The 20,286-nt window shown below is 44.4% G+C and carries 20 protein-coding genes; 5 read left to right on the top strand and 15 right to left on the bottom strand.

Annotated elements, in window-relative coordinates:
• Positions 1 to 8 precede the first annotated feature (8 nt).
• Positions 9 to 761, bottom strand: a complete 753-nt coding sequence (gene modA, locus OH459_RS12085) for a molybdate ABC transporter substrate-binding protein (protein ID WP_269986956.1) — start codon at positions 759 to 761, stop codon at positions 9 to 11.
• A 90-nt stretch (positions 762 to 851) separates the two neighbouring features.
• Positions 852 to 2,303 (bottom strand): cobyric acid synthase, encoded by a 1,452-nt coding sequence (locus OH459_RS12080; protein WP_269986954.1) that lies wholly within the window; start codon positions 2,301 to 2,303, stop codon positions 852 to 854.
• A 164-nt stretch (positions 2,304 to 2,467) separates the two neighbouring features.
• Here OH459_RS12080 and OH459_RS12075 point away from each other — a divergent pair, with 164 nt between their 5' ends.
• Together OH459_RS12075 and OH459_RS12070 are read left to right on the top strand one after the other, a co-directional pair.
• Positions 2,468 to 2,839 carry a YgiW/YdeI family stress tolerance OB fold protein gene (locus OH459_RS12075; RefSeq protein ID WP_005427087.1) on the top strand — a complete coding sequence of 124 codons (372 nt, stop codon included), beginning with the start codon at positions 2,468 to 2,470 and terminating at the stop codon, positions 2,837 to 2,839.
• Positions 2,840 to 3,001: 162 nt separating this feature from the next.
• A complete protein-coding gene (locus tag OH459_RS12070) occupies positions 3,002 to 3,538 on the top strand; it encodes a hypothetical protein (protein ID WP_005446887.1) in 537 nt (178 codons plus the stop codon).
• A 106-nt stretch (positions 3,539 to 3,644) separates the two neighbouring features.
• Here the strand turns inward: OH459_RS12070 and OH459_RS12065 are convergent, their stop codons facing one another.
• From OH459_RS12065 to OH459_RS12055, 3 genes are all read right to left on the bottom strand, one after another.
• The gene (locus tag OH459_RS12065; RefSeq protein WP_269986951.1) at positions 3,645 to 4,322 is read right to left on the bottom strand and encodes an ATP-dependent zinc protease family protein; all 678 of its coding nucleotides are present in this window, start codon (positions 4,320 to 4,322) and stop codon (positions 3,645 to 3,647) included.
• Between the two features lie 12 nt (positions 4,323 to 4,334).
• A complete protein-coding gene (locus OH459_RS12060) occupies positions 4,335 to 5,522 on the bottom strand; it encodes an amino acid aminotransferase (protein ID WP_005446889.1) in 1,188 nt (395 codons plus the stop codon).
• Between the two features lie 155 nt (positions 5,523 to 5,677).
• A complete protein-coding gene (locus OH459_RS12055) occupies positions 5,678 to 6,535 on the bottom strand; it encodes an AraC family transcriptional regulator (RefSeq protein WP_269986989.1) in 858 nt (285 codons plus the stop codon).
• Between the two features lie 155 nt (positions 6,536 to 6,690).
• Between OH459_RS12055 and OH459_RS12050 the strand changes: the two genes are divergently transcribed.
• Entirely contained in the window at positions 6,691 to 8,076 is a 1,386-nt protein-coding gene (locus tag OH459_RS12050; protein ID WP_269986948.1) for an MATE family efflux transporter, read from the top strand.
• A 146-nt stretch (positions 8,077 to 8,222) separates the two neighbouring features.
• Here OH459_RS12050 and nrdG read toward each other — a convergent pair whose 3' ends face one another.
• Together nrdG and nrdD are read right to left on the bottom strand one after the other, a co-directional pair.
• Positions 8,223 to 8,693, bottom strand: coding sequence for an anaerobic ribonucleoside-triphosphate reductase-activating protein (nrdG, locus tag OH459_RS12045; RefSeq protein WP_005435220.1), 471 nt, complete (start codon positions 8,691 to 8,693; stop codon positions 8,223 to 8,225).
• A gap of 85 nt (positions 8,694 to 8,778) precedes the next feature.
• Positions 8,779 to 10,899: an anaerobic ribonucleoside-triphosphate reductase gene (gene nrdD, locus OH459_RS12040; RefSeq protein ID WP_005435223.1), complete on the bottom strand. Its 2,121-nt coding sequence runs from the start codon at positions 10,897 to 10,899 to the stop codon at positions 8,779 to 8,781.
• Between the two features lie 308 nt (positions 10,900 to 11,207).
• On the opposite strand from nrdD, the gene OH459_RS12035 reads away from it, so the two are divergent.
• Positions 11,208 to 12,071, top strand: a complete 864-nt coding sequence (locus OH459_RS12035; RefSeq protein ID WP_005446894.1) for an endonuclease/exonuclease/phosphatase family protein — start codon at positions 11,208 to 11,210, stop codon at positions 12,069 to 12,071.
• Positions 12,072 to 12,107: 36 nt separating this feature from the next.
• On the opposite strand, the gene OH459_RS12030 is transcribed toward OH459_RS12035, so the two are convergent.
• Genes OH459_RS12030 through OH459_RS12020 form a run of 3 tightly spaced genes read right to left on the bottom strand, consistent with a single transcriptional unit; the run spans position 12,108 to position 13,284 of the window.
• Entirely contained in the window at positions 12,108 to 12,548 is a 441-nt protein-coding gene (locus OH459_RS12030) for a YeeE/YedE family protein (protein ID WP_045487474.1), read from the bottom strand.
• A 14-nt stretch (positions 12,549 to 12,562) separates the two neighbouring features.
• Positions 12,563 to 12,964, bottom strand: coding sequence for a YeeE/YedE family protein (locus tag OH459_RS12025; RefSeq protein ID WP_005446896.1), 402 nt, complete (start codon positions 12,962 to 12,964; stop codon positions 12,563 to 12,565).
• 26 nt (positions 12,965 to 12,990) lie between these two features.
• Complete coding sequence (locus tag OH459_RS12020) at positions 12,991 to 13,284, bottom strand: ArsR/SmtB family transcription factor (RefSeq protein WP_009700376.1); 294 nt, start codon at positions 13,282 to 13,284, stop codon at positions 12,991 to 12,993.
• A gap of 151 nt (positions 13,285 to 13,435) precedes the next feature.
• Here OH459_RS12020 and OH459_RS12015 point away from each other — a divergent pair, with 151 nt between their 5' ends.
• Positions 13,436 to 15,139, top strand: coding sequence for an FAD-dependent oxidoreductase (locus OH459_RS12015; protein WP_269986939.1), 1,704 nt, complete (start codon positions 13,436 to 13,438; stop codon positions 15,137 to 15,139).
• 60 nt (positions 15,140 to 15,199) lie between these two features.
• On the opposite strand, the gene OH459_RS12010 is transcribed toward OH459_RS12015, so the two are convergent.
• The 5 genes from OH459_RS12010 to OH459_RS11990 all read right to left on the bottom strand — a co-directional run bounded on the left by OH459_RS12010 (position 15,200) and on the right by OH459_RS11990 (position 20,190).
• Positions 15,200 to 15,418 carry a DUF6500 family protein gene (locus tag OH459_RS12010; protein WP_017189071.1) on the bottom strand — a complete coding sequence of 73 codons (219 nt, stop codon included), beginning with the start codon at positions 15,416 to 15,418 and terminating at the stop codon, positions 15,200 to 15,202.
• A gap of 100 nt (positions 15,419 to 15,518) precedes the next feature.
• Positions 15,519 to 16,745 (bottom strand): carbohydrate porin, encoded by a 1,227-nt coding sequence (locus OH459_RS12005; protein WP_269986936.1) that lies wholly within the window; start codon positions 16,743 to 16,745, stop codon positions 15,519 to 15,521.
• A gap of 111 nt (positions 16,746 to 16,856) precedes the next feature.
• Positions 16,857 to 17,489 carry a DUF3299 domain-containing protein gene (locus OH459_RS12000; RefSeq protein ID WP_005446901.1) on the bottom strand — a complete coding sequence of 211 codons (633 nt, stop codon included), beginning with the start codon at positions 17,487 to 17,489 and terminating at the stop codon, positions 16,857 to 16,859.
• 78 nt (positions 17,490 to 17,567) lie between these two features.
• Complete coding sequence (locus OH459_RS11995; RefSeq protein WP_005427103.1) at positions 17,568 to 18,899, bottom strand: metal-dependent hydrolase family protein; 1,332 nt, start codon at positions 18,897 to 18,899, stop codon at positions 17,568 to 17,570.
• 277 nt (positions 18,900 to 19,176) lie between these two features.
• Positions 19,177 to 20,190 carry a helix-turn-helix transcriptional regulator gene (locus OH459_RS11990; protein ID WP_029789315.1) on the bottom strand — a complete coding sequence of 338 codons (1,014 nt, stop codon included), beginning with the start codon at positions 20,188 to 20,190 and terminating at the stop codon, positions 19,177 to 19,179.
• Between the last annotated feature and the right edge of the window lie 96 nt (positions 20,191 to 20,286).

Raw genomic sequence — 20,286 nt, 5'->3', positions numbered from 1 at the left:
TGCCCTTTTTATTGAAAACCGTATTGTGCAAACACTTTTTTAGCATTGTCCGATTTCAAATATTCGAAGAATTGCTCGGATTGCGTAGAGTCTTTAACAATCGCTGCTGGGTAAATGATGTCCGCGTGAGTGTCATTTGCAAACTCGCCCACCACTTTTACTTTATCTGTTAAAAGTGCGTCCGTCTTATACACCACGCCCAATGGGGCTTCGCCACGTTCAACAAGCGCTAAAGCTAAACGAACGTTCTTTGCAGGTGCAATTTGGCGTTCTAATTTCTTCCAAACACCAAGGTTGGTGAGCGATTCTTTCGCGTACATGCCGGCAGGAACAGATACAGGGTTACCCAAAGCAAGGCGATTACCTTCTAATGCTTGGTTCCATGCTTTTGCATCTGAAAAATCAAAAGGCTCGATTGTTGAGGCTTTTGGTGCAATCAAAACTAGGCTATTTCGCACTAAATTAGTGACACTGTCATTTTTTACTGCTTTTGATTTTACTAAGTAATCCATCCACTTAGTGTTTGCCGAGATAAAAATATCTGCAGGTGCGCCGTTTAAAATCTGGCGAGCGATAGACGAAGACCCCCCATAAACAGGCGTGACCGTTACGTCATACTTTGTCTCGAATTGTTGTGCAATATCGTTGACCGCGTTGGTCATTGACGAAGCTGCGTAGACTTTTAATTCAGTTGCTGCGTTTGCTGCTGATGAAACGCTCAATATTGCCACTAGGCAAGCATGTATTTTCCATGCTTTCATAAAAACACTCCGGTTCTAGGCAGGCAGAAGTTGAAACTGTGGAGCTATCTGTCCACTTTTATTTGTGCTTCAAACAGTTAAAAACTGGTTTTATTTGAACAGAAAGTCAAGATTCATATGTTGTTCTATCGCATCCGCAATGCGATTAATGCCCTGTTCTTTTAACTCTTCAAAGTCTTGTTGTTTTATTTGAGTGCCGTTTACCCACTCTGAAACCAAGCTCAACACGTCTGCCTCATCGAAGAACCCGTGTAGGTAAGTTCCCATAATTTGGCCACATTCACTCAGCGATCCTTCTGCCTCCCCAGAATTTAACTTGAGAGGTTGAGCGCTCTTAACTTCAGTTCGACCAACGTGAATCTCATAGCCTTTCACGTCTGCTGTCTTACCGTTTAGGCAAAGCTGCGCTTGTGTATGCGTTAACTGTTTACTGTCGGTTAGAGTTGTAGTGATGTCTAACAAACCAAGACCTTCACTACGACCAGGCTGACCCTCTACGCCATTTGGGTCGTCAATTACGTTGCCAAGCATCTGGTAACCACCACAAATGCCAATGACTTTGCCACCCAGACGGATGTGACGTTGAATGTCTTTATCCCAGCCTTGGCTACGTAGATAATCCAAATCGTCTCGAACTGACTTAGTACCCGGCAAGATCACGAGGTCGGCTTTGTCGATCTTTTCTCCCTTGCCAACGTATCGAAGGTTAATGTCTGGATTAAGACGCAACACATCAAAATCGGTATGATTACTAATGCGGGTTAATACTGGTACCACAACATTGAGTTTCACTTGTGAAGACAGCTCTTGCTGTGCCGTAATGGCGTCTTCTGCTTCGAGGTTTAGCCCGTGAAGATACGGCAATACACCCAGTACAGGCTTGCCCGTTTTCTCTTCTAACCAATCAAGACCAGATTCAAGCAAACCGATATCGCCACGGAAGCGATTAATCACAAAGCCTTTAACGCGAGCTTGTTCAGATTTGGATAGTAACGCTAGCGTCCCATACAGATGGGCAAACACACCACCACGGTCGATATCCGCGATAATAATAACGGGTACGTTGGCTTCTTCTGCAAAGCCCATGTTGGCGATGTCATTTTCTCTTAAGTTAATCTCTGCCGGACTGCCTGCTCCTTCAATCATGACGGATTGGTATTCATCCACCAGTTTTGAAAATGAGTCCAATACGGTTCCCATTGCCACTTTTTTGTAATCATGAAATCCGACAGCATCCATGTTCGACAAAGCTTTACCTTGTAAGATGATCTGTGCACCTGTATCGCTGTTCGGTTTGATTAGCACTGGGTTCATGTGAACGGTTGGTTCGACATTACACGCTTGCGCTTGCACTGCTTGAGCACGCCCAATCTCCCCACCATCTTTGGTTACTGCACTATTTAAGGCCATGTTCTGTGGCTTGAATGGGGCAACCTTTATCCCTCTACGGGCTAGTACACGGCATAAACCTGCCACAAGGACGCTTTTTCCGGCATCAGAAGTCGTGCCTTGTACCATTAATGAAGGGATTGGTGATTTCATGAACGTTTAATAAGAGAAAAAAGAAGGTGAACAATCATAACGTTATCTCAGTATCGGACTCAAGAAAATGAATCGAATATGAATGTTCGAATCAGTAATGGTTCAAATACGGTTTGTTTTAATAGCACCATCAAAAACGAACACCTATATAGAGAAACCAAATTATGAAAAATACTGTAATCGCTACTATCGCTGCACTTGCTATCGCTCCTACTGTTGCAATGGCTAAAGACCACAACCACGGTCAATCAAGCATCCAATTTAATGGACCTGTAACGGTAGAAAAGGTAGATGCCTTGATCAAAGACTCAAGCATGTTTACAGAGAAAGACGTTGTCGTAGAAGGCAATCTATTACGTCAAACTCGTGCTGACCAATTTATCTTCAGCGATGGCTCTGGCGAAATCATGGTTGAATTGGATGATGATATTCGACTAACAACTCCTATTGACCAAACCACAAAAGTACGTCTATTCGGTGAGTTTGAAGGCGGAAGCAAACCGGAAATCGAAGTCGAACATTTAGTTGTGATGTAGTTCTGCCCTTTCAACGCCAATTTGGGCAATAAAACATTGATCATGCGCACTTTGTCCTAGTGCATAGGGTGACGGGAAACACCTATAATGATATTTTGTAAATCTTGGTCTGCATTTTGCAGACCTTTTTTTCGTTCGTATTATTTTTTGCCGGAGACACCCATGCTAGGTAAAGCTCTAAAGGTAGCAACCTTTGGTTTGTGCGCTGTTTTGCCACTTGCCGCACACGCTAACAATTTCAATTACAACATGATGGAATTCCGCATGGGTACAAGCCCAGGCACGTTTGGCGGCGAAGTCACAACATACTTTACAGAAAACACGCATTTTATTGGACGCGCAGACAGTGAGTTCAGTGGTGACTGGGACATCGCCGGTGGTATTGGCTTTAATGGTCCGGCAGGTCAGTTTGCTGATATCTATGGTCAAATGCTGGTTCACAACATTAAAAAAGACAGTGGTGATCTTGTCGGTGATGAATGGAAGACCGAAGTTAACATCGGTACTCGCGTTTGGTTTATGCAGAACATCGAATTGCACGGTCGAATTGGCCAATTAATCGATAATGATGATTCAAAAACGATTTACAACCTTGGTGCAAGGTTCCATTCGACTCAACAGTTATCTTTAGGTGCTGATTTGAAAGATAACGGTACTTACGGTCAACAACTTGTGTTGTCAGCGCGTTTCGCTTACTAACTTCTACAGGTTAACCAAGCGAACTGAAACTCGGTTAACTGATTGAAAAAATAAAAAAGCCTCTCAGTTGAGAGGCTTTTTTTTGTTTCAGTTTCCAAACGATGAACTACTTACCGCTTGGTTTGTTTTGAACGTATTTTTTTGATACATCCACAACAGCGACATCTCGGAAAAAGCTACGTCCTAAGAGCATCGGAAACTTCATATGTCCACGCTCTGTTAGAGTAAACTCGGTTTGCTCTTTTAGGTCGCCTACCTGGATGTAAGCAACAACAACTGGACGTTTATCAACATCTTCCGAAGAAGACTGACGTATCTTTGCCCAACGCTCTACTGGAAGTTTAAATTCTTTACTTGCTTTACCGTTGATATCGATTTTGAACTGAACCCAATCTTTACCATCACGCTCGAACGGAACCACTTCGGTTGCGCTGATAGAAGACGTTGTCGCTCCTGTATCAATGCGAGCTTTAAATGTGCGGTCAATCGCTGGTACGTAAACCCATTCTTCTGCACCAAGGACCAGCATGCCATCAGGCGTTTTTTGAACCTTAGCTGGCTTTTCTGGTTTTGGCTCCGGCTTTTTCTCAGGTTCTGTTTCCGGTTTTTGCTCCGGTTTCACCTCAGGTTTTGGCTCGATTTCAGGTTTTACGTCCGGCTTCTCTACCGGTTGCTCCACAACTGGCGTTTCTGGCTCAGCAGGCTCAGTGGTTTTCGGTGTAGATGTACAAGCAATAAGACCGCCGCTCATCATTAGCGGCAGAATCAGTTTCCAGTTCTTCATTAACTCTCCCAATTAACGTTGAGATACTTTTTGGATCGCGTCAGCAACGTAAGGAATATGAGTTTCGGTCAAACCAGCGATGTTGATACGACCATCACCGACACCATAAATGCCATAATCTTCACGCAGTTGCGCCATTTGGTTTTCACTAAAGCCTAGCACAGTAAACATGCCTTTGTGACTCTCAATGAAATCAAATTGATCTGTATTATGGTTGTTTCTCAATTCGTTACACAAAGTTTGACGAAGATTCAGCAAGCGTTGCTGCATTTCGTTCAATTCTTGTTTCCAAACTGAAGTAAGGTTGGCATCTTGAAGAATGGTTTTCACCAATGCTGCACCGTGATCTGGCGGCATAGTGTAAGTTGAACGTGCTAATGTAAGAAGCTTACCTTTTGCATTCGCCACGTCTTGCGTGTTTTTACCGATCACAATCGCAGCACCAGTACGTTCACGGTACAAACCAAAGTTCTTAGAACATGAGGTTGTGATCAGCATTTCTTCTACGTTGTCAGCCATAAAGCGGAGACCTTTTGCGTCTTCCTCTAGACCGTCACCAAAGCCTTGGTAAGCAATATCCACAAATGGGGTAAAACCGTTCTTTTGCGAAAGCTCTGTAATTGATTGCCACGCAGAAAAATCAATATCTGCACCCGTTGGGTTGTGGCAACAGCCATGCAGAAGCACGACATCAGAAGGACCTGCTTTAGAGAGGTCTTCTAGCATTTTCGCTGTATCAACTTGTTTCGTTTCTGGCGAGAAGTAATGGTAGAACTTCACCTTAAGTCCAGCCGCTTCCATCACTGGCTTGTGGTTTACGTAACTTGGGTTTGAAATCCAAACCGTCGTATCTGGTTGTGCAACCTTCATTAGGTCACCCAGCATACGCAACGCACCGCTTGCACCGGGCGTTTGAATCGCTGCCACACGATCTGTTGCTGACGTACCCGTCAGAAGTAGATCGATCATGCTTTGGTTGAATTCTTCACAGCCTGCAAGCCCAACGTAGGATTTGGTCTTTTGGTTTTCGACAACCACGTCTTGTGCCATTTGAATGGCTTTCATGATTGGCGTTTCACCAGCGCTGTTTTTGTACACGCCAATACCAAGGTCAACCTTGTTTGGACGTTCATCGCCGCGGTATGCGACGGAAAGAGATAAAATAGGATCTAATACGGGAGTTGGTAGATTAGAAAACATGAAAGTCATAACCCTTTGAAATTCAAGTATCGAACCTCACGGTAACACTTTCGTTAAAAATGGCGAAATGATTTTTCACACATTTCGCCAATTAGAGTACAAAATTCTGGTGCCTAGGGAATTTTATGAACTCAATCGGTCATAAAAAGAACGATTCACTCATTGAAGTTTGAATCTAGCTTACCGTTTTTCCTAAATTCGCGCGGAGTCATGTTGGACCAAGCTTTAAATCGTGTACTGAAGTTTGCGCCTGTTGGGTACCCTACTATTTCACCGATGTGCTGAATTGACCACTCTGTTGAGCGCAACAAACGCGCGGCATATTCCATTCTCATACGAGTTAAGTGTGCCATTGGGCTTCGCCCAAACTGTTGCTGGGTCAAACGATGCAAGTGGGGTTCAGAACATGGGTACAGGGCTGCAAGTTGTTCTACCGTCCATTCTTTATGGAGTTGTCTCTGAACCAAATCGAATACGCGGCGCAACTTTAACTGGTTGCGTGATATGGAATCTGAGTGCGGCATATTCAGCATGAGCTCTAACTGGGCAACACTGTGTGCGCCGACTTCACCACCATAATAGATAGGTAGATTGATACTTCGCAATAGAGTCTGAATGCAGAAATACATCACTTCTGGTGCTGGTGTAAGTTGATACTCAATCTCTTCATTCACCATCGACCATTCTTTGTCTTGTGAGAGAAACACCCATGCGATTTGCCACATTTCGTCTTCCATTCCAAAGCCATTTTCAATACCTGCTGGCACGATCACCAACGATCCGGGCTCCAGTTCATAACGACAGGCTCCGCTCTCCAACCAGCCTTTGCCACGAACCGTGTACAACAACATGTGTTTCTTCTGGTTTTTTCGATAAACGGAAAAGAACTCTCGACAAGTAGCAATTCCACATTGGACGATGCCTCTTTCTTCAAGAGCAAGCACGCGAGTGTGGTCGATGAACTCTTGATAGGTCTTTTCTGAAATGGTGTAACGTTCTTGCTTCTCTTCCATGATTCGATGGCTCACAAATGCACTCACGGCAAACGTGTTCTATCAAACCACCGATAAACACTGGATAGTTTGACAAAACTTTTGGATGTCTTCGAAAAATACACCGCCAAATCATACGGATAAACTACTCGCATTGTTCTTAGAGGAGAAATGCGATGCTCTTAACACGTCAATACATAGACAAAGCATTTTGGAAAAAACTGATTGCGCTCGGCGTTCCTGTATCGCTGCAATCCATGCTGTTTTCACTGCTCGGCGCAGTGGACATTTTTATGGTGAGTCAGTCAGGTGAATCGGCAACAGCGGCGGTTGGCGTTGGTAACCGAATCTTTTTCTTTAATCTCGCCGTGGTGTTTGGATTGTGTGGTGCAGTAACGGTTTTAGCCTCTCAATATTATGGCTCTGGAAACCTCTCTGGCATACGCAGAACACTCGCCCAATCCTGGTTTATTTCGCTGGTAGTTACTTTGCCATTCATTTGGCTGTACGTGGTTTATGACAAAGAAATCGTCTCTTTTATGGCGGACGATCCTGAGTATGTTGGTTATGCGAGAGAATACTTAGTAGTGACTGGTTTGAGTCTCCTAGGTACCGCCGTAGTCGTTCCCATTGAGTCGGTATTGAGATCCGTCGGTGAGGCGAAGATGCCAACTTACGTCAGTATTGCCGCTATCATCGTGAACGTTTTCCTCAACGCGGTTTTGATCTTTGGCTTGCTAGGATTTCCACAATGGGGTGTATTTGGGGCTGCGGTCGGTACTTTTATCTCACGCTTTTTCCAAACTGGGGTGCTGGTTTACTTCTTTTGTCGTCGGTATTCACATCTGCTCCCTACTCGCTCAGATTGGCGTGAAGGCACAGTAAAGAAGTATCGAAACAAATATTTCAAAGTTTCTATGCCAATGCTGATCCACGATGCGTTGTGGACTGGCGGCTTGATTGTCTACAGCATCATTTATGGTCAATTGGGCGTAACCGAACTGGCAATTATCGCGTTCCTATCACCAATTGAAGGGGTGTTGATTTCAACCTTTATGGGATTTGCTGTCGCAGCCTCTGTACTTCTGGGTAATGACATTGGTGCTCAAGAATATGACCGTGTAGAGAAAACCGCTTGGTGGTATGTGTTTACCAGTGCAGTACTCGCAACGATATTATTCTTAGTTGTTTGGGCATGTTCACCATTGATTTTGAACTTGCTGGAGATGAGTCCGCTTACTGACAAGCAAATGGCGTTAAATGTATGTTTGGTACTCGCATTAGGCATGATACTGCGCGTATTCAACATGGTCGGTATTGGCGGCGTGTTGAAAAGTGGTGCTGATATTCGCTATAGCATCTTCATTGACACGTTTGGTCAATGGGCGATTGGTATACCGCTTACCTACTACACTGGGATGGTGTTAGGTTTACCACTGCATTGGGTGTTGATGTCTCTACTGGTCGAAGAATTAGTAAAAGGCATTCTAACGACTCACCGAATTCAGTCTAAGCGATGGATTAATAACATGGTTGATGATGATACTAGTGTGACAGCGTAACTATAACGTTGTGCTATAGTTGTTGAGTCAAGCCTCACACCGAACGATTTCATCAATCAAAGCTTTAAAATAACTCACACCAAAAGGGCACATTCGAAATATCCGAATGTGCCCTTTTTATATTGGCTTTTCTTGAGTTGGAACGCTTAAAGCTCAGTGAATCGATGGATAATTTGATTCGAGCTGCCTCGCCATTCTAGATTGAGGTCTCGTTTATCTTGCTCGTATTTGCCATCGATTAATGTGTCGATGTATTGCGTCACTTCACGCTGCGCGTCGTCCAGCTCTTCAAGCGTGTAACCTGTCCAAACCCAAATATCTTTGCCTGGGCACTCTTCTCTTACGCGTTTTACAAGCTTAAGAATGTGAGGCACATTCGCTGGATGCAAAGGGTCACCACCAGACAGAGATAAACCACGACGTTTGATGCGTGTGTCGTTTAGGTCTGCAATGATTTTGTCTTCCGCTTCTTGCGTGAAAAACACACCAGAATCCAAGCGTTGCGTCGACTGGTTATAACAGCCGCGGCACTGGTGTACACAGCCCGACACAAACAGCGTGCAGCGTGTACCTGGTCCGTTAACAACGTCGATTGGATAGTATTGGTGGTAGTTCATAATCGTGCCTTGTTTTGCTGGCTAGAAAAGAAAATCAACCTACGACAGGTTGATTTTCATTATTAGGTTTGAGCTTAAGTAAACCTTACAGGTGTTTAACTCGACGCTTCACTTCTTCTTGCTTACCGAAGTTAAACGGACGTGCATCTGGGCTGCCTAGATAGCCACAAACACGACGTGTCACTGACACTTTGGTTGAATCATGGTTGCCACAGCTTGGGCAAGTGAAGCCTTTACTTGTACAGTCAAACTCACCGTTGTAACCACACTCGTAACACTCATCAATCGGAGTGTTTGTACCGTAGTAAGGAACGCGGGTGTAACTGTAGTCCCACACGTTTTCTAGTGCTTCAACGTTACGTTGCATGTTCGGGAACTCGCCGTAACAGATAAAGCCGCCGCTTGAGATTTCTGGGTAAGGCATCTCAAAGTCGATCTTGTCGTATGGGTTCACCTTTTTCTCAACATCTAGGTGGAAGCTGTTGGTGTAGTAACCTTTGTCTGTTACGCCTTCAATAACGCCGAACTCTTTCGCGTCGATGCGGCAGAAACGGCTACATAGGTTCTCACTTGGCGTTGCGTATAGGCTGAAACCGTAACCAGTATCTTCTGCCCAACCGTTTACTGTGTCTTTCAGGTGCTTGATGATTGCTACTGCTTTTTCACGTAGAACAGCGTCATCATAAACGTGCGCTTCTGTACCGAATAGCGCGTTAATTGTCTCGTGTACACCGATGTAACCAAGAGAAATAGACGCACGACCGTTTTTGAAGATGTCTGCGATTGAGTCGTCAGCTTTCAGGCGAACACCACACGCACCTTCCATGTAAAGGATTGGTGCAACACGTGCTTTCACGTTTTCTAGACGAGTGATACGTGTTTCTAGCGCTTTACGAGCAAGACGTAGACGGTCGTTTAGAAGCTCGTAGAATTTCTCTTCGCTGCCGTTTGCACGGATAGCGATACGAGGAAGGTTCAAGCTCACTACGCCAAGGTTGTTACGACCTTCGTGAATCAACTCGCCGTTTTCTTCGTAAGTACCAAGGAAGCTACGACAGCCCATAGGTGTTTTGAATGAACCCGTTACTTCTACTACTTTGTCGTAGTTAAGAATGTCTGGGTACATACGCTTAGACGCACACTCAAGCGCAAGTTGCTTGATGTCGTAGTTTGGATCTTCTGATTTGTGGTTCAAGCCATCTTTGATGCCGAATACAAGTTTAGGGAATACCGCTGTTTTACGGTTCTTACCTAGACCTGCAATACGGTTCTTCAGAATAGACTTCTGGATAAGGCGTGATGCCCAGCTTGTACCAAGACCAAAACCAAACGTAACGAATGGGGTTTGACCGTTCGCCGTGTGTAGCGTGTTTACTTCGTACTCTAGAGATTGGAATGCGTCGTAACACTCTTTCTCAGTACGTGCTTTTGCGAACTCTTCTGGCTCAGCAATGTTCCACTCTTTTGCGATCTCTAGGTGTTTCTCGTAGCTTGTGATTACGTACGGTTCTAGAACTTCATCAATACGGTTGATGGTTGTACCGCCGTAAATGTGGCTCGCTACTTGAGCAATGATCTGTGCTGTTACTGCTGTTGCTGTTGAAATTGATTTAGGCGTATCAATCTCAGCGTTACCCATTTTAAAGCCGTGCGTTAGCATGCCTTTAAGATCGATAAGCATACAGTTAAACATTGGGAAGAACGGTGCGTAATCCAAGTCGTGGTAGTGAATGTCACCTACTTCGTGCGCTTGAACCACATCGCGAGGAAGGATGTGTGTCTTCGCGTAATGTTTCGCTACGATACCTGCCAACAAGTCACGTTGAGTCGGGATTACTTTACCGTCTTTGTTCGCGTTCTCGTTGATTAGGTCTAGGTTGCTTTCTTCAATCAGACCTTCGATTTCACGAGTTAGTGCGCTTTGTTTCTCACGAGCGATGTCGCGATCGTGGCGGTATTCGATGTAAGAACGTGCTAGGGCTTTGTAAGGACCTTGCATGAGTTCATTTTCGACTAAGTCTTGAATCTCATGGATGTGAACTTCATCGTGATCCTGAAGCTGTAACTCAACTGCCAGAGCAACATTTAGTGCATAAATGGCGACATCTTTGTCTTTGTTTTCCGCTGCAGCTTCTACTGCTGCTTGTATACGATCCCTGTTGAACGGAGCTCTTGAGCCGTCACGCTTGATTACGATTGGTTTCACTTTTTCTCCTTACCCCAGCATACTCACAGAGTTATCCACAAACACACTATATGGGGTTATTTTTTATTCTGCTGACACAATATATTGTGGCGTATTTAACGAGAAGCACCAATTGAAAACATTGATTTTGATCAATAAAAAATGGGTAGCGAACAAGAACAAATCGATCTTATTGGCGTTGATCTCACTTGCGAAGAAAACTGTGAAAATTGCAAAATTGGAGCGAAATCCACTTGCTTTTTTTCGAGGTCTTATAGGATAAAGGATGGAAAGGAATGCGCTAAATTATAGGAGTGCGATAGACCAAAATGCGATCACTTTTTGTTACGGTAATATTACTTTTTAGTTCTCTTTCATTTGCTCAAAATTCCGTCAAATTAACCAGCTGGAATATTGAATGGCTATCTATAGATGGTGGAAAAGTGTCTAGAACACCACAAGATTTTGAAAAACTGACCCACTATGTGGATAAGACACAAGTCGATATTCTTGCTTTTCAAGAAGTCGAAAGTGTCGCCGCAATCCAAAAAGCCGTTGGCAATGATTTCACTATTTATCTGTCCGATCGTTCAAACGCCTCCAACCGACACCTTCAGTTCAATGACACCAATCAATACACCGGTTTTGCGGTACGTAATGGTATGAGCGTGTTGGACAAACCAGACTTTTCTATCACACGAGGCAACAGCAAGCTCCGCTTCGCCAGCTACCTTGTCTTGAATCCAAACCAAGACAACGAGACTCACCTACTCTCTGTGCATCTAAAAGCGGGATGCAGTGGTGCGTATCGCAATAATCGCGATTGTAAGATCGTGAAACAACAAGGACAGGCACTAGCCAAATGGATAAAAGCGCGCGAGGACAACAAACAACAATATGTGGTGCTTGGCGACTTTAACCACAATTTGGGTTATCGAGGAGATTGGTTATGGGACGTGCTATCGGACAGTACCAATGCAAAGCTAGTGACCAAAAATACCAAAGCGGAATGTAAAGTACGTTCTAATCGTAATCCGAATAAAACCCATCAATTCCGCTCTGTGATCGATCACATCATAGTGAGTGGTGATTTAAAGGCGTCGTCAGGTGTTCAAACCGTTTTTAAAACACAAGATGTGCTCGACTATAAGCTGAGTGACCATTGCCCAGTTTCTACTACGCTCTCATTTTAACGTTGAAAAACTCTTTTTAGCATTGAAATTCGCTCTTTATCGACTAACCATTGTTTTAGCGGTGAATGACCCAACCAACATTGCCGCAATAAATAGCAGAACTTGTGTGTTGCCAGTAAAAAGGCTGGCAACCGCAGGTCCAGGACACACACCGAGTAAGCCCCACCCAATACCAAACAGTGCTGCACCGCCAACTAACTTTTTGTCTATCGCTTTAGAAGTTGGACAGACAATCTCATCACCAAACACAGATTCGCTTCTTGGCTTTATTAATAAAAGATAAGCAGGAACGAACACCGCAAGTGCTCCGCCCATAACGAAGGCTAAGCTTGGGTCCCACGCGCCGGTAATATCGAGGAAGCCGATCACTTTTGCCGGATCAGCCATACCGGAAATCACCATACCAATACCGAAGAGCGCACCAGAAAATGCAACGATAGAAATTTGCTTAATACTTTTCATTACCTGAGTTTTCATAACGACACTATTCCTTACGAGACTAGTAAGACGGTTAACATGGCGGTTGCCATAAAAGTACACGTTGCGACTACAGAACGGATAGAGAAACGCCCCATCCCACAAATGCCATGACCACTTGTGCAACCATTACCGATACGTGTACCGACCCCAACCAGTAAACCAGCAACGACAACCAAACCAAGAGAGCCGCTGTACTCAGTTGGTACATACCCGCCAAGAGCATAAACAGCAAACACACCGCCCAATGCCATCGCAATTAAGAAGACAATTCGCCAAACTCGGTCCGCATTCTCAACGGCACCATTTAAGATCCCGCTGATTCCAGCGGTCTTGCCATTGAAAAGCATCAATACTACCGCTGATGCGCCAACCATGACGCCGCCCAAAAGCGACATCCAAGGAACTTCAAACATAACAACCACCCGTATAAAGTTTTGAATTACTGCTTACAGAAAACTTGGTTAAACGCCTCGATCAGCGGACCAACTCTTTCATCAGAAATCGAATAGAACACCTGCTGAGAAACCTTTCGAGCTTTGATGATGTCGTGTTTTCTCAATACGGTGAGGTGTTGTGAAAAGGCTGATTGGCTTAATGTTGAGCCTTCAAACAGTTCACCGACCCCTTTTTCGCCTTCAATAAGCTTGCACATCACGATTAAGCGCTCTGGATGAGCCATTATTTTAAGTAGCTCACTCGCTTCGGTCGCACTTTGTAGCATACTGTCGCCCATTCTTATGCCTCTTCATCAATACGTTAAGTTTTATTAGATATTACTAATTAATATTATTAAGTCAATGCTAATGTAGTCAAATTAACATTAGACATGGCTAATTTATTTAAGTAAGGTGTAGGCGTTTTCGATCATTCAGTAGGAGAAATCCATGAGCAAAATCGTGATTATTGGTGGTGTTGCTGGCGGTGCATCTGCAGCAGCTCGCGCTCGTCGTCTTAGTGAAGACGCAGAAATCATTATGTTTGAACGCGGTCCATTTGTGTCATTTGCAAACTGTGGCTTGCCGTACCACATTGGTGGCGATATCCAAGAACGCAGCAAACTGCTTCTTCAAACGCCTGAGAGCTTTTTAGTGCGTTTCAATGTTGATGTTCGTGTAATGAACGAAGTGGTTTCAATTAACCGCCAAGATAAAACGGTTACGGTTAAGAACCTACTTGATGGCTCTGAATACCAAGAGAGCTACGACTTTCTTCTACTTAGCCCTGGTGCAGGTCCAGTTGTGCCGCCTATTCCGGGTATTGATAACCCATTGACGCATTCGCTGCGTAATATCCCAGATATGGATCGCATCATTAAGACGATCGAAACCAACAAAGTGGAACACGCTACGGTCGTTGGTGGTGGTTTCATCGGTTTGGAAATGATGGAAGCCTTCCACCAGCTTGGCGTAAAAACCACATTGGTTGAAATGGCGGATCAAGTGATGACGCCCGTTGACCGAGAAATGGCTGGCTTTGCTCATGCAGAAATCCGAGAGAAAGGCATCGACCTGCGTTTAGGCGTTGCTCTATCTTCTGTTGAATATGTGGCGAACCAATCTGTTGCGAACATAGAAGCGGGTGAAGATGACGCACACCAACACCTTCAAGGAAAACTGACGCTGTCTCTAAACAATGGTGATCAGCTTGATACCGATATCCTGATCATGGCTATTGGTGTACACCCTGAAACAAAACTCGCGCAAGAAGCCGGTCTTCAAATTGGTGCACTAGGCGGTATTTACACCAACGAGTACATGCAGACCAGCGATCCTTCTATCTATGCCGTTGGTGATGCGGTTGAAGAGAAAGACTTTGTCACTGGCGAACAAACACTTGTTCCGTTGGCGGGACCAGCAAACCGTCAAGGTCGTATGGCAGCAGACAACATGCTTGGTCGCCAAGAAACTTACCAAGGTACGCAAGGCACGGCGATCTGCAAGATCTTTGATTTAGCCGTCGCTTCTACTGGTAAAAACGAGAAACAGCTAAAACGTGACAACATCACTTATGAAAAAGTGTATGTCCACACAGCCAGCCACGCGAGTTACTATCCTGGCGCAGAAACTGTGTCGTTCAAAATGCTGTTTGATCCAGCAACCGGAAAGATTTTAGGTGCGCAAGCAGTAGGTAAAGATGGCGTTGATAAACGTATCGACGTAATGGCAGTCGCTCAGCGTGCTGGTATGACAGTAGAACAACTACAACACCTTGAGCTAACTTACGCGCCACCGTATGGTTCAGCGAAAGATGTGATTAACCAAGCGGCGTTCGTTGCGAATAACATCATTAAAGGTGACGCAACAGCGATTCATTTTGATGAAATCGACAACCTGTCAGAAGATCAAGTGCTGCTTGATGTTCGTAATCCGGGAGAATTGGAATCCGTAGGTTTCATTGAAGGCGCGATCAATATTCCTGTCGACCAACTTCGTCAACGCATGAATGAACTGCCGAAAGACAAAGAGATCGTGATTTATTGTCAGGTCGGCTTGCGCGGTAACGTCGCTTATCGTCAACTGGTCAATTCAGGATTTAAAGCACGTAACCTACTTGGTGGTTACCGTACCTATAAGTTCGCAAGAGCTTAATCTCTGATTATAAATATCTAAGTTTAGGGCTGAAAAAAGGGGCATATTATGTGCCCCTTTCTACATTTCAGATTCGACTAATTGAATAATCTTGGTCGCTTTTTCGAAGTGATCGAGTTGATGAATTTGAATCCACCAAGTCGCCGCTTCCATCAGTAACTCAGGGTTGTCATTCTTATTAGCGAAAAAGGCATAAAAGGACACACCAACATTGTCGCCTTTCTGCTCTATTTTCTTCTTACACACCTGAATGATTTTGTCTCTTAACGCGATGTTCATTGCCTTTCCCTTTCTCTTTGCGACAGCAAAATTAGCCCAAAAAATAGAATAACTGTATTTATATACAGTTATTCTTAGTAAGGCAAATAAACATAATCATCTAGATGAATATTCTCGCACGAAGACCTAATACCCAAGTGCTGCTTTTGTTCGAAAATGCTGGGTCTTTGATGTATTGAATATCCGGTGTGATTTGAATGTAGTCGTTCAACTGCATGTTGTAGTATAGCTCGGCAGTGAACTGTTCAGAGTCATCCACACCATAAGCGTGCTCTAGGTTATCGTTAACATGGCTCCAGTTGATGGCTAAGCCTAGGTTGTTGGTTGGTTTACCTAAACCAAAGTAACCAATCCCCACCGTTAGGGAGCGATCATAAAGTGCCACATCGCCTTCCGAGAAGCCACCACGAACAAATGGCATTAATTGCTCTGTAGCAAAGTAGCTTGCTGAAAAGCTAATACCCTGCCCGCTGTCTTTATTCGTTAAGTTATGCTGCGTGCCGCCATCCAAATGCCAAGCAGTTAGGTGAACATTGTCGGTATAGATTTGGTCTTGTGAAGCCGTCCAACCCAGCTCGAACGTCGTAAACAATTTATGATCGTTGAATAAGGTATCGAAGCCATCAAATGGTTCATCTGAACGCCCTTTACCATCTGCGACGCCTGCAACCATATAGAAGTTATCAGTCAGCATGTGTCCCACGGCTAAGCCCAGAATCCCATCATCCGGTAGACCAATGGAACCACCACCAGTACTGAATGCAAGGTTACTGAATCCGGTCCACGGACTGGCTAAAGCGTATGTATCAACATAGTCAGTGGTATCTAAGAAACCCACCATGAACGAGGTTTTGCCACCATTGAGCTTTTGTTTCCAATATAGGTTAGTTAGGCGAGCACCTTGATCACTGTACGCAGGACCAATCATACCTGCATAACCTAACCCATTGCCGATGAAGCTAAACTCTTTTGGTGACAAATCACTATAAGCATGGCGGTGTTCGACTTTCCAAACCAATCCGCCCGTATTTCCAGACTCAAGACCAACCAGATTCCAGCTACCATAAAAACGAGCTACACCAGCACTTGCGGTATCTTCACCGCCACTTTGCGGGTCAGACGCCGTTAAGCCAAGCGCTTGGTAATCCAAACCAAACGTTAAGTTATGATCTTCCGCTAGTGACTCTCGCCAAGTGCGTTTTTCACGAGCATTTTCAGCAATGGTATTATCAACCGTATCAGGGCTACCAAAGTTCGCCGCGTTAATCGATGACGCCATTACAAGTGAAAGAGCGAAAAAACTAAGCTTTGGAACAGTTACTTTCATGTCTGGTTTCTCATTAAATTGATTTCTAGAAAAAGAGTTTAATGATTCAGCGTTTTGAAAATTGCCATTAAGCGACAGCTCACTGCTTTTTGTATTTTCGGTGGTGTACTCTTATCGATAAGGTCGAATTGAAACCTCGTCCATCTGGTAGATGGTTTCTACGTTCGAAGCTCCGTCGGAGTATGAAACATCCGCCTTAGTCTTTTTCACATGCAGATCCCCTTTCACCCAAATTGGCTCGTAAAGAGAAGTCAGTTTCAAACCTTTCGGATAATCGACCAAAACAATCTGGTTTGCAGGTGGCGGTGGCGTATGGATGCAAGCGCCCATAGTTGGAACAAGGAAAAATTTTGTGACAACGTCATTGTTAAATTCTACTGGCGTTACAAAGCCAGGAATTTCATAAGTATCTTCAGTAAGTGTTGTGTTTGGCATTGATGCCAACATACGACGATGCTGAGTAATCTCTTCGCGCTTTTTGAACAACCATTCAATGTCTAAGTCGTCAGCTTTTAAGCTGTCTTCTAATTCCTTCATGGTTTGTTTCTGTTGCTCATTAAGATTTTGAGCATCACGGTATCTTGCAAGAGAACCAAGTTCAAAAAGTTGTTGGTCTGTGAGTTTTACAAATGGGTCTTCAATCTGAGGGACATCCACTGGCAACAATTGCTCCCAGCTTAATTGATCGGCGGATACATTTGATGAAGCCAGCAAAACTAAGCCAGCCAATAGGTACTTCTTCATACGTTCCCTTGAATAGTTCTTTGTCTTTTAGAGAAAAATTTGGGGACAATAGCGCCCCCAAATAGTCGAAAGAGTTTACTACAAGGTATTCTTGTGGATCTTGCCGTCTTTCATAATTACTTTGAATTTATCTTGGTAATCGTTAAGAATTGTGATGTCTTGCAGAGGATTCCCATCCACCAGCACTACATCAGCGTAAGCGCCCGGCTCTACAACGCCGAGTTTTCCGTATTTATATGGATTCATGCCACCCGACCAGCTTAGCACTTCTGCGGCATTCGATGTGCCCATCTTCATGATCTCATATGGTGTAAAACCGACTTTCTCCATCCAAACCATGTTGTCTGCTTGGCGCGTATTGTATGCAGGGCCAAACATATCGCCACCAGTAACAATCAACAGGTCATATTTACGCGCCCATTCAAACATTTGCTTCGCGCCTTCGTTTACTTTGGTCGCTTTGGCTTTTTGATCCGGGCTGAAGAAGGTGATCTTTTCAGGTTCAGCAAAGGCTTCAAGAGACATCACCGCTTGTGCAGAAAGTGCCACACCCTTTTCTTTCATTCGCTTAATGGTTTCTTCGGAAATTAAGAAGTTATGCTCAATCACTTTTACGCCAGCATCAATGGCACGGTTAACCGAACGATCATGATAAGCATGCGCCATAACGTAGGTACCGTAATCTTCTGCTACGCCAACAATCGCTTCCATCTCTTGTTTAGAGAATTGCGTCATGTGAATTGGATCGAACTCACTCGCAACACCACCGCCGGCCATTATTTTAATCTGCGTCGCGCCCGAACGTAAGTTCTGACGTGCAGCACGACGAGCTTCTGTTTCGCCATCGACGATATAGCCAAAGCCGTGGCGTTCAAGATCGTCAACGCGTCCTGGAACATCGTTAAAGCTACCGGTATCCGCGTGACCACCAGTTTGGCTCAAGAAGCCCCCCGCTGGGAACAATCGCGGTCCCTCAAGCAAACCATTGTTGATGGCTTTTGCGATACCAAGAATATTACAGCCTGCATCACGAGCCGTCGTAAAGCCTTGGTCGAGATACTGCATCATGGAAACATGAGCACGAGCCCCCATCGCCATTTGATCATAACCATCTCTACCAACCAACATGCCTTCTTGAATACACATGTGGGAATGCATGTCGATTAAGCCAGGGATCATGGTTAAGCCTTCGCCATTAATTGTTGTCGTTTGCTTATCAGCTTTAATTGGTTTCGGTGAGATTTCCTTAATCATGTTATCCACGACTAAGACATTTTGGTTTTGAAGTAGCTTTTCATCGGTGCCATTGAAAACATCAACGTTAGTAAACAGTGTCGATGCTGCATTCGCGTTTAAGGCAAATGCACAAGATAGCGCAACAAAAGAAAGGTTCTTCTTAGAAATTGTCATTATTACACCTACGTTTTTTGGATAGTTGGGGTCCATTTCCTATAACTTCCCTGTCAGAACAGCGGTGTTATGAGGGCATCTATTTCTGTGATCACCAAAAACGACTGATCAGGCAAAAAACATATGAAACAGACGGCTTACGTTAAAAACATAGAAGTCATCATGACGACTTTCAAGGCGGTTTAATTGCCTTTACACGACAACATGCGGATATTGTGAAAGAAATGCGAGTTGAGACAAAAACCTCCGATTATTCAGAGGCTTTATGTGTTACGTTTCATTTGACGGAGGGGCACAACAAAGACTGACGATACGCTTTAGGCGTGAGATTCATCATTCGCTTAAACGCGCGGGTGAAGTGAGCAGAATCTGAATAGCCTGTTTTGAGTGCAATGTGCGTAATACTGAGGTCTCGGTCCGCTAACAGTTCCAACGTTTGTTTAAGTACTAACCCTTCGATCACTTCTCGATAAGTTGTGTTCTCGCTCGCCAACCGCCTTTGTATGGTGCGAGCGTTCATGTCAATCAACTCGCCAGCAAACTGGATAGAGATCTTTCCCATCGAGAGATAAGGCGTCAGCGCCCTTGCTAATGCATCACTAAACTTATCATTCTCACCACGAAAACTCGTGTTTGGCGCCGTTTGAGATGGCGTGAAAGCAATCGGCTGGTTAATCCATTCGTTCGGAATCGAGATAGCAGTAACCGGTCTTCTAGTAAAGAACTGGGCACTTTTCATCCCAGGTAATAGATTGAATGGCTCGGCTTCTATGTCTTGAATCCCGACCTCCGCCAATCGCCACTGTGAACCCACAAGCTTTTTGAGTAGTTCATTCATAAACATGGCGGAGAACATTTCCGCGTAACGAAACCATTCTCTCTTTGCGTCTTGTTTTTCTCTGACGAGCCACCATTTACCGCCACGCGATACGACCGAAAGACTGACATTATCTGAGATCTGTTTTAGCAGTTGGGAGACTTCTTCTAACGCTGCTTTAAGTGAGTGCGTTTGGGTAATTTGATTGGCAAACCTAGGAACGTAGATATCGTGACAAAGCGTCCAAGTAAGCAAGGCAAACTTCTCTGGTGATGCTCGTTCACCTAAGGTTTGGAATACCGACTTTAATGCACTTTCTGGCACAAATGCATTAGAGGATTGGCTGGATAAGATATCCTGTGGCATACGTGCGGTTTCAAGTAATGAATGAATATCACCATCAAGCTCATTGAGCATCGTAGCAAAAAGCTTTACTTCTTCCGAGTGGACCAAAGGAATATCTGTATTGGGCATACAAGCTATCATCTTAAAATACCAAGGATTATTTTAGTTTAAGCACAAACTTCCGGGCTGTCATTAGTCACAATCCAAGTGCAATTTGATAATGAG

The sequence above is a fragment of the Vibrio sp. MM46 genome (assembly GCF_027587135.1).
In the GTDB taxonomy this organism is placed as follows: Bacteria; Pseudomonadota; Gammaproteobacteria; order Enterobacterales; family Vibrionaceae; genus Vibrio; species Vibrio harveyi.
This window is presented reverse-complemented; position numbering and strand designations above follow the sequence as displayed.

Bases quoted from the DNA above. Each gene is read 5' to 3' on its own strand.
- OH459_RS12065 (WP_269986951.1), bottom strand. From the start codon at position 4,322: ATGAAGAACTGGAAACTGATTCTGCCGCTAATGATGAGCGGCGGTCTT.
- OH459_RS12050 (WP_269986948.1), top strand. From the start codon at position 6,691: ATGCTCTTAACACGTCAATACATAGACAAAGCATTTTGGAAAAAACTG.
- OH459_RS12070 (WP_005446887.1), top strand. From the start codon at position 3,002: ATGCTAGGTAAAGCTCTAAAGGTAGCAACCTTTGGTTTGTGCGCTGTT.
- OH459_RS12030 (WP_045487474.1), bottom strand. From the start codon at position 12,548: ATGAAAACTCAGGTAATGAAAAGTATTAAGCAAATTTCTATCGTTGCA.
- OH459_RS12025 (WP_005446896.1), bottom strand. From the start codon at position 12,964: ATGTTTGAAGTTCCTTGGATGTCGCTTTTGGGCGGCGTCATGGTTGGC.
- OH459_RS11990 (WP_029789315.1), bottom strand. From the start codon at position 20,190: ATGCCCAATACAGATATTCCTTTGGTCCACTCGGAAGAAGTAAAGCTT.
- OH459_RS12035 (WP_005446894.1), top strand. From the start codon at position 11,208: ATGCGATCACTTTTTGTTACGGTAATATTACTTTTTAGTTCTCTTTCA.
- OH459_RS12020 (WP_009700376.1), bottom strand. From the start codon at position 13,284: ATGGGCGACAGTATGCTACAAAGTGCGACCGAAGCGAGTGAGCTACTT.
- nrdG (WP_005435220.1), bottom strand. From the start codon at position 8,693: ATGAACTACCACCAATACTATCCAATCGACGTTGTTAACGGACCAGGT.
- modA (WP_269986956.1), bottom strand. From the start codon at position 761: ATGAAAGCATGGAAAATACATGCTTGCCTAGTGGCAATATTGAGCGTT.
- OH459_RS12060 (WP_005446889.1), bottom strand. From the start codon at position 5,522: ATGTTTTCTAATCTACCAACTCCCGTATTAGATCCTATTTTATCTCTT.
- OH459_RS12080 (WP_269986954.1), bottom strand. From the start codon at position 2,303: ATGAAATCACCAATCCCTTCATTAATGGTACAAGGCACGACTTCTGAT.
- OH459_RS12005 (WP_269986936.1), bottom strand. From the start codon at position 16,745: ATGAAAGTAACTGTTCCAAAGCTTAGTTTTTTCGCTCTTTCACTTGTA.
- OH459_RS12055 (WP_269986989.1), bottom strand. From the start codon at position 6,535: ATGGAAGAGAAGCAAGAACGTTACACCATTTCAGAAAAGACCTATCAA.
- OH459_RS11995 (WP_005427103.1), bottom strand. From the start codon at position 18,899: ATGACAATTTCTAAGAAGAACCTTTCTTTTGTTGCGCTATCTTGTGCA.
- OH459_RS12000 (WP_005446901.1), bottom strand. From the start codon at position 17,489: ATGAAGAAGTACCTATTGGCTGGCTTAGTTTTGCTGGCTTCATCAAAT.
- OH459_RS12010 (WP_017189071.1), bottom strand. From the start codon at position 15,418: ATGAACATCGCGTTAAGAGACAAAATCATTCAGGTGTGTAAGAAGAAA.
- OH459_RS12075 (WP_005427087.1), top strand. From the start codon at position 2,468: ATGAAAAATACTGTAATCGCTACTATCGCTGCACTTGCTATCGCTCCT.
- OH459_RS12015 (WP_269986939.1), top strand. From the start codon at position 13,436: ATGAGCAAAATCGTGATTATTGGTGGTGTTGCTGGCGGTGCATCTGCA.